The organism is Asticcacaulis endophyticus (assembly GCF_014652575.1).
In the GTDB taxonomy this organism is placed as follows: domain Bacteria; phylum Pseudomonadota; class Alphaproteobacteria; order Caulobacterales; family Caulobacteraceae; genus Asticcacaulis; species Asticcacaulis endophyticus.
Map to the genome: position 1 here is coordinate 412,883 of NZ_BMZB01000001.1, position 12,597 is coordinate 425,479.

Consider the following 12,597-nt stretch of genomic DNA (forward strand, 5'->3'; position numbering starts at 1 on the left):
CCCGCAAGGATTCGCGCATAGCAACTACCGGCGTTCATTCGATCTGTGACCCGCATAAAAATCAAAACCCCATCAAGGCCTCATTAAACGAAAAATAAGCTCATCACACAACTGTGAAAATAATGAAAAAGCCCGTGACATGATATGCCACGGGCTTTTCTTAGTCGGTTTTAGCGATATGCCGAAAAGTGTGAGCGGTTTTCGGCTATAATATCGCGATCAAGCAAAACTCAGATTTTAGCTGGCTTGTTTCTGGCGGCGCTTGAATTGAGCCCCATCAGCACGATTTACCTTGGGTTCCGCAACGGCTGGTGCCGGGCCGCGCTTGGCGCCGTCACGACCTTTGTAGGCATGGGGATCGCGGGATTTATGGCCGTCAGCGCTATCGGTACGCTTACGGTCAAACGGCTTTTTGGCACCATAAGGCTTTTTATCGCCGAACGGCTTCTTGTCACCAAACGGGATTTTGGCCCCATCATTGCGGTTACCATCAGCCTTAGCATAGGGACGCTTGCCCTCATCGCTGCGACGCTCCGAACGCTCACCGGCAGGGCGTTCAAAAGCCGGACGCTCAGATGATGCCGGGCGCTCAGCACGGGGCGCATCGGACGACTCGTCAAAACGCTTTTTGGCGTAGGAGTCACGATCAAAAGGCTTCTTGTCACCGAATGGCTTTTTCGCGCCAAAGGGTTTTTTGTCGCCGTATTTGCGCTCACTGAAGGACTTCTTTTCGGTGAAATCGCGCTTAGGGGCAGAAGCTTCACGCTCGGCCGCCATCGGATCGAAAGCCGCCGGACGTTCAGCCCGCTCAGGACGGCCCCCGTCACGCGTACCTTCACGCATGTCGCGGCGCTCATTGCGACCCGGGCGGTTGCGCTGACGCTTTTGAACACGCTCGGCATCGCCGTCGATGTGACGGGCGACAGCAATACGCTCAGGCGTCTTCGGCTTTTCGGTATTGCCCGACGCCAGAATGGCTTCGTCCAGCAGTTTCAAAGCCTGATCCTTACGGCGATCAAACGACGGGATGCGCTGGCGCGTCACGCGTTCGATGTCTTTCAGGAACTTACGCTCATCATCAGCGCACAGCGTGATCGAAATCCCTGACTTGCCGGCACGGGCGGTACGGCCGATGCGGTGGACATAGGCTTCGGCCACGTAAGGCAGCTCGAAATTGATGACGTGGGTCACGCCGTCAACGTCGATACCGCGCGCGGCAATGTCCGTGGCGACCAGCGCACGCACGCGGCCATCGCGGAACGCCTGAAGGGCACGTTCGCGCTGGCCCTGATTCTTATCGCCGTGAATGGCGGCGGCTTCGATGCCACCGGCTTGCAGATAGGCGGTGACACGGTCGGCAGAACGCTTAGTACGGGTAAACACCAGCGTGCGGGTCAAGGCGTCTTCGGCATAAAGCTCCGACAGCAGGGCGCGCTTACGCAGTTGTTCAACGAAGATGACCTGTTGCGTCACGCGCTCAGCCGTGGTGGCTTCGGGAGCGATTTCGACCCGCTTAGGATCGGTCAGCAGTTCGTTAACCAGACCCACGATTTCCTTCGGCATGGTCGCCGAGAAAAACAGGTTTTGACGCTTATGCGGCAGCTTGGCGGCGATCTGGCGGATCGGCTTTACAAAGCCCAGATCAAGCATCTGGTCGGCTTCGTCGAGGACCAGGAATTCAACGCCGCGCAGGTCAACCGTCTTTTGGTCCAGATGGTCAATCAGACGGCCCGGTGTCGCCACCAGAATATCAAGGCCGTTCAGCAGGGCCTTATATTGCGGGCCGTACTTGACGCCGCCAAAGATGGTGGCGATTTGCAGACCCATGCCGCGCGAATAGGTCTTGAAGCTTTCGGCGATTTGCGTTGCCAGTTCGCGGGTCGGCGACAGCACCAGCACGCGCACAGTGCGCGGGGCCGGAATGATGCGGTTGGTCAGGATGTGGTGCAGGATCGGCAGGGCAAACGCCGCCGTCTTACCTGTACCCGTCTGGGCGATACCCAGCAGGTCATGGCCTTTCAGGACGATCGGGATCGATTGCGCCTGAATAGGGGTCGGGTTGACATAGCCTTCTTTTTCAAGAGTCATCAACAAGGATGAGGTCAGGCCAAGGTCTTTGAAGGTCGTGGAATTAATAGTGCTCACGGAGAGACAACGCTTTCTGGGGTGAGGCCGCTTAGAAGTCTCACGCACAAGCGCAGACACGCAAACAGCCCTGCCCGCGCCTTTTCTATGTAAGGCCGGGCGGTTTATGGGCGAGGCTCCGCGTGTCACGAGCCATCGTATTTTTTTTGATTGTGACCGCCATTCAACATGGCGATAAGGTTATAAGTCTGTCAGGCGATACGGCACACACAAACATGTGGTGTAATTTTAAAAAGCCTTACCTCACGCGGCCTGACAAATAGATTTCGCGGATGCGAAGAGGGTCACATGATGCATATGGGCGGGAATGTCAATAGGTACGGTTGAAATGATATTTTTCTAAAAAACGTGATCACTGATCGTTTTGGACACGGTTTGTAAAGAAACCGGGTTTAACGTGCACCGCAACATGGCAAGTTTGTTATCTTGCCAAACGCTGGTTACACGATCCGCCCACCACTGGCGCACGGTCGCGAATACGGCACAGTAGCTTAAAAAATTCAGTTTTATTAAGGCGTTGCGTACAGTCCCCTGTCCGTCTCAACGAAGTGCAATCTATCATGCCCACACCGTCTGCACCTATTTCATCACCGGCGTCACGTATGCCGCATACCGCCTCAAAGGTTGAGATCATTCAGCCCTATGAAATGTTCGCCAATCGCCGGAACGAACCGCGATTTGAATGCAACGATCGCGGCTGCCTGCTGTTCCTGAACAGTCAGCAAACCATTCACTGTACTATCCTTGACCAGTCGGCCTCCGGCGCGCAGGTTCTGTTTGAAGAGATCGGCGAAATCCCGGCCGAGGTCTGGCTGATCGATCTGGATGCGCATATTCTGCGGCGCGGGCGTTCGGTCTGGACTATGGCGCACAAGATGGGGCTGAAATTCGACTTCATCGAAAAACTGACGCCGGGCAAGATTCCTTCCCCCAAAGTACCGCGCGCGGTCTATGAGATGTGGCAGAGACTGAACCAGCCCGAACCACCCAAAGACGACGACACTTTCTTTTTGGATTAAAGCGCATCCCAAACGGAGTTCGGCGAAGCCAAAAAGTGTTGCGCGGTTTTTGGATAAGATGCGCGATGCTAAAAATATAAAAAGGCCCCGAAACCGGGGCCTTTTTTTAGGTCAGAGATCTGAATTTCAGCGTCCCGGTAACCGCCTTGAGTTCTTCCAGCGCTTCTTTTGAATAGCCGCGGTCAACATCGACGATCACATAGCCGAGCGACTCATTGGTCTTAAGATGCTGCGCCAGAATGTTGAGATTATATTTGGCGATGATATTGTTGATCGCCGCCATAACCCCCGGCACGTTCTGATGGATATGCAGGAAGCGGTGGCGGCCTTCGACCTCGGACAACTGCACGTTCGGCATATTGACCGAAAACGTCGTATCGCCACGGTTCAGGAAGTTCAGCAGGCGCTCAGAGGCAAACTCCCCGATCGCTTCCTGCGCTTCTTCGGTCGATCCCCCGATGTGCGGCGTCAGGATCAGGTTCTTGATGCCGGTCAGCGGGCTTACAAACGGGTCGTCATTGGTGCGCGGCTCTTCCGGGAACACGTCAACCGCCGCCCCGTAAATCTTGCCCGATTTCAGCGCCGCCGCCAGTGCCTCAATATCAACCACATGGCCGCGCGACAGGTTGATAAACAACGCGCCGTCTTTCATTTTCGCAAACTGCGCAGCCCCCATCAGGTTCTTGTTTTCGGCCCGGCCATCGACGTGGATGCTTAAGACATCAGCCTCAGCCAACAGCGCATCCAGCGAGCGGTAACGACGCGCATTTCCGAGCGTCAACTTTTCGGCCACATCGTAATAGATAACCCGCATCCCGAACGCTTCGGCAAGGATCGACAACTGCGACCCGATGGCGCCGTAACCGATGATGCCGATCGTTTTATTGCGCACTTCGTGGGCGCCGGTCGCGGACTTATCCCACTTGCCGGTGTGCATCTGGATCGACTTATCGTAGATGTTGCGGGTCAGGATGACCGTCAGACCCATGACCATTTCAACGACCGAACGGGTGTTGGAATAGGGGGCGTTAAAGACCGCAATACCCTTTTTCGAGCAGCCCTTAAGGTCGATCTGATTGGTGCCGATGCAGAACGCACCTACCGCCAGCAGCTTATCGGCGGCATCAAGCACCTTTTGCGTCACTGTGGTCTTGGAGCGAATCCCCAAGATGTGCACACCCTGAATGGCGGCGATCAGGTCATCTTCATCGAGCGCGCCTTTGACGGTCGTGACATCATAACCTTCTTCGCGGAAAGCCTGAATCGCGGTCGGGTGGACGTTTTCGAGCAGCAGCACCTTAAGGCGCGAACGCGGGAAGGAATAGCGGCCTTCAAAGCCTTCGTTGTGCAGCACTTCATCGAACGACACGACGACCTGCGCGGCCTCAATGCCGTGGGTGGCCTGCACGACCTTTTCGCGCTTTACGTTTTCAACAAAGGCATAGAAACGGTCAGCCGCCCCGCCCTTATAGACCTCAAAATCGGTCCAGCCATCGCCGACCATGACCACAGGCCCGGTGATGTCCCAGCCTTGCAGGGCCACAACCTTGCCGCCGTCTTTGGACAGGGGATTGCCCTGATCGACGCCAGTGGCGATACCGTCATCACCAAACACCAGACGGTTGGCCAGGATATGCTCAGGCCGGATGCCATACTCAGCCACCACGGGGGCGATAAAGTCATGGAAGCCGCCAGAAATAATGCGGAACTTGCCCGGATGGCGCAGGAAGGCTTCTTTGTTACGGGCCACCGAAGCACTGACCAGCCCTTTGAGGGTTTCAACAAGTCCCTTCAGATCCTCCGCCGTCGGCCTCAAAATCTGCACCCGGCGTTGCAGCGCTTCGGCGAATGAGATTTCCCCCGACATGGCCAGATCGGTCAGGTCTTTGATGGCCGTAATGTCGGTCAGGCGCGCCGGATCGGAAGAAAACAACTGCTCGGCCAGTATATCCAACGCCTCAACCTGAGTGAAAGTCGAGTCAAAATCCAGAACTATGGTCGGCAGAACCACCGCCTGAATTTTGTCAGCTACAGGATTTTCAAGAATTGTGGTCATAACAATTGTACTCACAAAAGGCCGTTACATGCGGCGCGAGACAGACATCAGCATGGCAATATCATGTTGATTTTCGCCTGCGCAAATAGGACAAAACCCCCCGCAAAACAACCGTCCTTAGTGATTAATACGTGCCGCCCCCTCTTTTTTTGGCAAAACCCTTGATTATCTATGCCGTTCCGTTTCAAGACTTAGCCAAATTCCCTAAATTCGACGCTGCGCCCGCGCAGTGGCTCCATAAGATCAGGTTTCATGAGTAACGACACCCCGCCCTATCAGGACTTTTCCGCCCGATTTATTATCGACACCTTGCCGGTTCATGGCCGCGTCGTGCGTTTGGGCGACAGCCTTAACACTATCCTGAGCGCCCATAATTATCCCGATGAAATCGCGCATCTGGTGTCCGAAGCCTGCGCCCTGGCGGTGCTGGTCGGCTCGGCGCTGAAGTTCGAGGGCCGCCTGATCATGCAGGCCCAAGGCGAAGGCTGCGTGCGTTATGTCGTGGCCGATTACGATACCCGCGGGGGCTTGCGGGCGTTTTGCCGCTATGACGAGGATGAACTGAAAGAACTAATTGCCGCCAATGCCACGGAGTTCACCAGTCTGGGCGCCCGCGCCCTGATCGGTAAGGGCACCTTTATCATGACGCTCGATCCCGACGGCCAGATGGATCGCTATCAGGGGGTGACCCCTATCGAAGGCGACAGCCTGTCTTTGTGCGCCGAACATTATTTCGCCCAGTCCGAACAAATTCCGACCCAGATCAAGCTGGCCGTATCGCGCGAAGACTCAGGCGATGGCCCGGTCTGGCGCGCCGGTGGCGCTATGATTCAGGCCATTGCCGGTGATCTTAGCCGCGGCGAAACCCGCGAAGCCTTCGATCATATCCGCGCCCTGTTTGCCACCCTGGGTGAAGACGAACTAACCGATTTTTCGCTGGAGACTGAGCGCCTGCTGTACCGCCTGTTCCATGAGGACGGCGTGCGGCTGTCGACCTTCAAGGAGGTCTACCAGCAATGCCGCTGCTCGCAGGAACGGGTGGAAAGTCTGGTGCAATCCTTCTCTCCCGAAGAGCAGAACGACATGATCGAGCCGGACGGCAAGGTGCATATCACCTGCGAATACTGCTCCAAAACTTACTTTATCAGCCTCTGACCTGATCCCGCTGCCGGATTGCAGCTTTTGGCCATTTGCGCTACCTTTGCGCCCAAGGCCAAAAGTTTATAATCACACGGCCGGGGGAAACGCATGTCAGATATAAACCGGCACCATCTGTGCCGGCGCGCACTCATTCGCGCCGGTGCGGCCACCTGCCTGACGGGTCTTAATCCGGCCTGGGGGGCCACGCTCTCACAGGCGGCAGATGAAGGCAGTCAGGAGGCCCAGCTCGCCGCCCGCACTACGGCGGCCAATCAGATGACCGTGGGCGTGCTTATCAATGGCCAAGGGCCTTATCAGTTCGTGGTCGATACCGCCGCCGAACAGTCAGTCATCTCCACAGAACTGGTCAACCTGCTGGCCCTGACCGCCGGACGCGATGTCATGGTCAAAGGCATCAACGGCCTTGTCCCTGCCTCAACCGCGCGTATCGGCAAACTGACGCTTGGGCCATTCGTCCATCGTGATCTGACGCTGCCTGTATTGCCCCGCGCTCTGTTGAAAGCCGATGGGTTTTTAGGGCTGGATGTCATCAATGGCGCGCGGGTGACCTTTGATTTCAGAAAGCGCACCTTAAGGGTCGAGGCGCCGCGTTATGCTTCGCAGCGGATTTATGCGCCCGATATCACCCGCGTCAAAGCCTATGGCTCAGCCGGACATTTGCGCATCAGCGACTGTAGAATAGACCGCGTGCTGGCTTCGGCCATCATCGATACCGGCGCTGAAGTCTCTATTGGCAATACGGCGCTTAGGGATGCCTTGCTCAACAAGAACGGCAAACTGTCTGAGATGGGCCCTATCACCTTAAGCGGCGTGACCGGCGGCGAATTAATTGCGCCTACGATCCGGGTCGCCAGATTGCGCATGCAGGAACTGACCTTCAGCGATGCCGCCATAGCCATTGCCGATGTGCCGGTGTTCGATAGCTGGCGATTGCAGAATAAGCCCGCCCTGCTGGTCGGCATGGATTTTCTACGCCAGTTTGCGGTCGTTTCCATTGACTACCGCGCTCAGGAAATCCGCTTTGAACTGGCAGACGCGCCACCTAATCCGCGACCGGAAGTGCAGATCGAAAAGGCCTGACATTTATTTGGCGCGCATCTTAATCCAAAAACCGCTGTACACTTTTTGGGATGCGCTTTTAGGCCTGCAAATCCAGCGAGTAACCCGCCGAACGCACCGTGCGGATCAGGTCTTTTTCGGCACCGTCATTCAGGGCTTTGCGCAGACGACCGATGTGAACATCAACCGTGCGGGCTTCGACATAGACATCATTGCCCCAGACGGCGTCCAGAAGCTGCTCACGCGAAAAGACGCGCTTGGGGTGCTGCATCAGATAATCAAGCAGGCGATATTCGGTCGGCCCCAGATGGACATCGCGCCCGCCGCGCTGAACGCGGTGCGACAGACGGTCAACTGAGATTTCCCCAAACTGCACGCGATCTTCGGACAGGCCGGGGCGAATACGGCGCAGCACCGCCCGGATGCGCGCGATCAGTTCAACCATCGAAAACGGCTTGACCACATAGTCATCAGCGCCGGTATCAAGGCCGCGGATGCGATCGCTTTCTTCGGAGCGGGCGGTCAGCATGACGATCGGCAGGTTGCGCGTCTCGGTCTGAGCCCGCAGACGGCGGCAGACTTCGATGCCTGACACCTTCGGCATCATCCAGTCGCACACCAGAAGATCAGGCATACGCTCTTCGATCATCATCAGGGCTTCGTCGCCATCGACGGCCTGCGCGACCTCATAACCTTCTTTTTCAAGATTATATTGCAAAAGCGTCGATAAAGCGTCTTCGTCTTCAGCGATAATGATGTACGGCTTCATGGGGTGCTCTTACGGTTCCATAGTCGTGAGTTTGGGGCGTTCGTTCATGTAGTCTTCGCCGGTCACTTCGTAGTGGATGTGCTCAGCCATATTGGTGGCATGGTCGCCGATGCGTTCAAGGTTTTTGGCCATGAACAGGACGTGCGTGCAGGCCGAAATGGTGCGCGGATCGCCCATCATGTAGGTCAGAAGTTCGCGGAACATGGCGTTGTAATGTTCATCGACCTCGGTATCCGATGACCAGACAGCCTGGGCGATATCAAGCTTGGAGCCCTTATAGGCATCCAGCACATCGCGCAGACGCGACGACACCAGCTTGCCCATACGCTCGATCGAGCGGGTCAGGCCCGACATCGGCTCGGACTCGGAAATAACCAGTGAGCGCTTGGCGATGTTCTTAGCCAGATCGCCGGTACGCTCAAGCGATGTGGCGATCTTCATGGCCGACACGGTCTTGCGCAGATCGGACGCCATCGGCTGACGCAGCGCAATCAGGCGGATGGCCTTGCGCTCAATGTCTTTTTCCAACTCATCCAGACGTTGATCGCGCTGAATGACGCTTTGGGCCAGAGCCACATCGCGGCGGGCCACAGCTTCGACGGCGTCAGCGACCTGAGCTTCGGCCAAACCACCCATCAGGATGACTTCAGCCGATAATTGATCCAGTTCTTCGCCGTAGGTTTTAACGGTATGCGGGTTCATGTGTCAGTCCTTATCCAAAGCGCATTCCCAAAAGTGGGGCCGGTTTTGGGATATAAATGCGCGCTCTTAACCAAAGCGCCCAGTAATGTAATCCTGAGTGCGCTGGTCTTTAGGATTGGTGAAGATATCTTCGGTGTTGCCGACCTCGACCAGATTACCAAGATGGAAGAAGGCGGTTTTTTGCGACACCCGCGCGGCCTGCGCCATCGAGTGGGTGACGATGACGATGCAGAACTGCTGGCGCAATTCGTCGATCAGCTCTTCGATCTTGGCCGTCGCAATCGGGTCAAGCGCCGAACAGGGCTCATCCATCAGGATGACTTCGGGACCGACGGCGATGGCGCGCGCAATCACCAGACGCTGCTGCTGGCCGCCGGACAGGCCTGTGCCCTGCTGGTGCAGGCGGTCAGAGACTTCGTTCCACAGCGACGCTTTTTTGAGCGAGCTTTCGACGATGTGATCCATCTCTTCTTTCGAGGTCGCCAGGCCATGAATTTTTGGGCCGTAAGCGACGTTTTCATAGATGGTCTTGGGGAACGGATTAGGCTTTTGGAACACCATGCCGACGCGGGCGCGCAGCACGACCGGGTCGACCTTACGGTCGTTCAGGTCTTCGCCGTCGAGCAGGATGGTGCCGTCAACGCGGGCGCTGGGGATGGTGTCGTTCATGCGGTTCAGGCAACGCAGGAAGGTCGACTTACCGCAGCCCGACGGGCCGATGAAAGCCGTCACCGACTTATCGAGGATGTCGATGTCGATGCCGTGCAGGGCTGGCTTGTCACCGTAATAGACCTTGACGTCACGGGCGACGAACTTCGGGGTTGTGGCGGTCGTGGTCATGGACGGATCTCTGGGTTTACCGATGGACGTATCAGGGGCGTAAAGCGGGCGCGTATAGAGTTTCATGATTACCACCGTCTTTCAAAGCGACGACGCAGCAGGATCGCCGCCAGATTCATGATGATCATGAACACCAAAAGTACGATGATGGCGGCGGCTGTGCGTTCGTGGAAGGCGCGCTCAGAGGCGTTTTCCCAAATGAAGATCTGAACCGGCAAAACCGACGCGGCTGAGGTGACACTTTCGGGCAGACCCGGCACAAAGGAGATCATGCCGATCATCAGAAGCGGCGCGGTTTCCCCCAAGGCGTGGGCCAGAGAAATGATGGTGCCGGTCATGATGCCAGGCATGGCCAGCGGCAGCACATGGTGGAACACGGCCTGAGTCTTTGACGCACCGATACCCAGCGCAGCTTCGCGGATCGATGGCGGCACGGCGCGCAGGGATGAGCGGGTGGCGATAATCACGGTCGGCAGGGCCATCAGCGACAGCACCACACCACCGACCAGCGGCGATGAGCGCGGCATACCGAGCCAGTTGATAAATACAGCCAAGCCCAAAAGACCATAAACAATCGACGGCACGGCGGCCAGGTTGTTGATATTGACCTCGATCAGGGCCGTCCAGCGGTTCTTGGGCGCAAACTCTTCCAGAAAAAGTGCGGCTCCCACACCAATCGGGATCGCCAGCACCGCCGTCACCAGCAGCATCATGGCCGAACCCATGATCGCCCCCAGAAGACCGGCCAGTTCCGGTTGGGTCGAGTCAGTATTGGTGAACAGATAGGTGTTGAAATGGCTGGTGACCAAACCCTTGGTTTTCAGGGCGTCCATCCAGACCATTTGCTGATCGGAAACATTGCGATCCGCCTCAACGATATCGCGCGTAATCTCACCCTTATAGTAAAGGTCAGCGTTGGCCGCGATCGGTGAGGTCAGGCTGATCTTCTGGCCCAGAAGCTTCGGATTGTCGCGCAGAGCCTCCAGCGCCTTAAAGCCCAGATCCGGCGACAGGATTTCTTTATATTCGCCCGATGTCGTGCCGTATTCGTCATCATTCACACCCATCTTCGCCATGACCTGTTCCGTGATCATCTGGTCATAGTTAGCGCCCATGATGTCGGTCGGGTCGATGCGGTTGGGGTCGAGATAGACCTCCGTCGTGATCGAATGGGTGACAAAGGCTGTGTAGCCCTGATGGATGATGCGCTCCAGCAGGATACCGAGAAACAGCACCGCTATGGAAACCGCCAGTATGCCATAGGCGCGAAAGCGCAGTTCGGCGGCATGGCGCGATTTCAGGCGCTTCGCCACCCTTGTTTTAAGATCGGGCTGGGCCGCCGCGCGCGTTTCAGCCAGAGATGATTGAGCGGAATCAGTCATATTGTTCCTGATATTTCTGGACGATGCGCTGAGCGATCAGGTTAAGAGCAAGGGTGACGGCAAACAGGGTCAGACCCAGACCAAAGGCGGCCAGCGTCTTGGGGCTGTCAAATTCCTGATCGCCGGTCAGAAGCGTCACGATCTGCACGGTAACGGTCGTGACGGTATCAAGCGGATTAAGCGTCGTCTTGGCCTGCAAACCGGCGGCCATGGTTACGATCATGGTTTCCCCGACCGCACGCGACACCGCCAAAAGCATGGCGCCTGAGATACCCGGCAAGGCCGCGGGCAGAACGACTTTCTTGATGGTCTCAGAGCGCGTCGCCCCCATGGCCAGCGACCCGTCGCGCAGGGACTGCGGCACCGAGTTGATAATGTCATCAGACAGGGACGATACGAACGGGATCAACATGATGCCCATGACCACACCGGCCACCAGCGCCATCTGGTTTTGCACGTTCATCAGATATTCGCCCATCGGCGTGCCCGGCATGAATGCGCCCAGCCAGTTGAAGAACTCACGAAAGCTCGGCCCGACCACAAGAGCGGCGAAAAAGCCGTAGACCACGGTTGGCACACCGGCCAGAATTTCCAGCACCGGCTTGATCCAGGCGCGCATGAACGGCGAAGCATATTCCGACAGATAGATGGCTGAGTAGAGCCCGACCGGGGCGGCCACACACATGGCAATGATCATGATCAGGAAAGTGCCGACAAACAACGGTACGGCCCCAAACCCACCGGAGGAACCGACCTGATCGGCGCGCATGGCGATCTGCGGCGACCAATGGGTGCCAAACAGGAAATCAAGTGGCGATACCGACTGAAAGAAGCGCAGCGATTCCCACAGCAGCGACAGGATGATCCCCAGGGTGGTGAGGATCGCTACAACCGAACAGGCGACCAGAAAGGCCGACACCCAGCGCTCGACGCTGTTGCGGGCCCGAAACTGAGGCGATACGCGGCTATAGGCAAAGGCCGCTCCCGCCAGCGCCAGTATAAATGTCAGGGCATAGGCCCCAAGGGTAATGGTGTTATCAACGCTTTTGGCCTGAGCAACCTTATGGTCAAACGCGGCCTTCAGCTCACCGTCATAAACCGTGGTGCTGGCCATGCCACCGTTTACAGTGGCGCGCACATCCTGAAAAAACAGGCCCTGATTAAGCTCCGGCAATTGCTGAACGGCGGCGGGCACATCGGACTGCACGATTGCATTTTCAACCCGCCCCCCAAACACGACCAGAACAAACAGGATCAGGGCCGCCGGGATGAAACTCCAGATCGCTACAAACCAGCCCGAAAAGGCAGGCAAGGAATGACCGCGCACGCCCTGAGACGCTGCCTTACGCCGCGCCAGTGACCGGCCAAACATAAAGCTGGCGACTGAGAAAACGATCAGCGCGAGAAAGAGATAGCCGGTCATAAACTGGGAAACCCTGAAATTGCGTAGGCCGGACTTACACC

Annotated in this window: 10 protein-coding genes; 3 read left to right on the plus strand and 7 right to left on the minus strand. The window is 56.9% G+C overall.

All coding sequences use genetic code 11. From position 1 onward, the window contains the following. Positions 1-237: 237 nt before the first annotated feature. Complete coding sequence (locus IE102_RS01940) at positions 238-2,145, minus strand: DEAD/DEAH box helicase (RefSeq protein WP_229807523.1); 1,908 nt, start codon at positions 2,143-2,145, stop codon at positions 238-240. Positions 2,146-2,705: 560 nt separating this feature from the next. On the opposite strand from IE102_RS01940, the gene IE102_RS01945 reads away from it, so the two are divergent. Beyond that, positions 2,706-3,164, plus strand: a complete 459-nt coding sequence (locus tag IE102_RS01945) for a PilZ domain-containing protein (RefSeq protein ID WP_229807524.1) — start codon at positions 2,706-2,708, stop codon at positions 3,162-3,164. Between the two features lie 106 nt (positions 3,165-3,270). Here IE102_RS01945 and serA read toward each other — a convergent pair whose 3' ends face one another. Further along, a complete protein-coding gene (serA, locus tag IE102_RS17955) occupies positions 3,271-5,220 on the minus strand; it encodes a phosphoglycerate dehydrogenase (protein ID WP_189484689.1) in 1,950 nt (649 codons plus the stop codon). Positions 5,221-5,472: 252 nt separating this feature from the next. Between serA and IE102_RS01955 the strand changes: the two genes are divergently transcribed. Continuing rightward, positions 5,473-6,375 carry an Hsp33 family molecular chaperone gene (locus IE102_RS01955; protein ID WP_189484690.1) on the plus strand — a complete coding sequence of 301 codons (903 nt, stop codon included), beginning with the start codon at positions 5,473-5,475 and terminating at the stop codon, positions 6,373-6,375. Between the two features lie 93 nt (positions 6,376-6,468). Beyond that, on the plus strand, positions 6,469-7,461 hold the full coding sequence (locus tag IE102_RS01960; RefSeq protein ID WP_189484691.1) for an aspartyl protease family protein: 993 nt from the start codon (positions 6,469-6,471) through the stop codon (positions 7,459-7,461). A gap of 58 nt (positions 7,462-7,519) precedes the next feature. On the opposite strand, the gene phoB is transcribed toward IE102_RS01960, so the two are convergent. The 5 genes from phoB to pstC all read right to left on the minus strand — a co-directional run bounded on the left by phoB (position 7,520) and on the right by pstC (position 12,556). Then, a complete protein-coding gene (phoB, locus tag IE102_RS01965; RefSeq protein WP_189484692.1) occupies positions 7,520-8,209 on the minus strand; it encodes a phosphate regulon transcriptional regulator PhoB in 690 nt (229 codons plus the stop codon). A 9-nt stretch (positions 8,210-8,218) separates the two neighbouring features. Continuing rightward, positions 8,219-8,911 (minus strand): phosphate signaling complex protein PhoU, encoded by a 693-nt coding sequence (gene phoU, locus IE102_RS01970; RefSeq protein WP_189484693.1) that lies wholly within the window; start codon positions 8,909-8,911, stop codon positions 8,219-8,221. 66 nt (positions 8,912-8,977) lie between these two features. Next, the gene (pstB, locus tag IE102_RS01975) at positions 8,978-9,751 is read right to left on the minus strand and encodes a phosphate ABC transporter ATP-binding protein PstB (protein WP_189485969.1); all 774 of its coding nucleotides are present in this window, start codon (positions 9,749-9,751) and stop codon (positions 8,978-8,980) included. A 68-nt stretch (positions 9,752-9,819) separates the two neighbouring features. After that, complete coding sequence (gene pstA, locus IE102_RS01980) at positions 9,820-11,133, minus strand: phosphate ABC transporter permease PstA (RefSeq protein WP_189484694.1); 1,314 nt, start codon at positions 11,131-11,133, stop codon at positions 9,820-9,822. After that, on the minus strand, positions 11,126-12,556 hold the full coding sequence (gene pstC, locus IE102_RS01985) for a phosphate ABC transporter permease subunit PstC (RefSeq protein WP_189484695.1): 1,431 nt from the start codon (positions 12,554-12,556) through the stop codon (positions 11,126-11,128). Before pstC ends, pstA begins: the two co-directional genes overlap by 8 nt. Positions 12,557-12,597: the final 41 nt, after the last annotated feature.

Excerpts from the sequence above, each read along its gene's own strand:
- IE102_RS01945 (WP_229807524.1), top strand. The coding sequence starts at position 2,706 with ATGCCCACACCGTCTGCACCTATTTCATCACCGGCGTCACGTATGCCG.
- serA (WP_189484689.1), bottom strand. The coding sequence starts at position 5,220 with ATGACCACAATTCTTGAAAATCCTGTAGCTGACAAAATTCAGGCGGTG.
- IE102_RS01955 (WP_189484690.1), top strand. The coding sequence starts at position 5,473 with ATGAGTAACGACACCCCGCCCTATCAGGACTTTTCCGCCCGATTTATT.
- IE102_RS01960 (WP_189484691.1), top strand. The coding sequence starts at position 6,469 with ATGTCAGATATAAACCGGCACCATCTGTGCCGGCGCGCACTCATTCGC.
- phoB (WP_189484692.1), bottom strand. The coding sequence starts at position 8,209 with ATGAAGCCGTACATCATTATCGCTGAAGACGAAGACGCTTTATCGACG.
- phoU (WP_189484693.1), bottom strand. The coding sequence starts at position 8,911 with ATGAACCCGCATACCGTTAAAACCTACGGCGAAGAACTGGATCAATTA.
- pstB (WP_189485969.1), bottom strand. The coding sequence starts at position 9,751 with ATGACCACGACCGCCACAACCCCGAAGTTCGTCGCCCGTGACGTCAAG.
- pstA (WP_189484694.1), bottom strand. The coding sequence starts at position 11,133 with ATGACTGATTCCGCTCAATCATCTCTGGCTGAAACGCGCGCGGCGGCC.
- pstC (WP_189484695.1), bottom strand. The coding sequence starts at position 12,556 with ATGACCGGCTATCTCTTTCTCGCGCTGATCGTTTTCTCAGTCGCCAGC.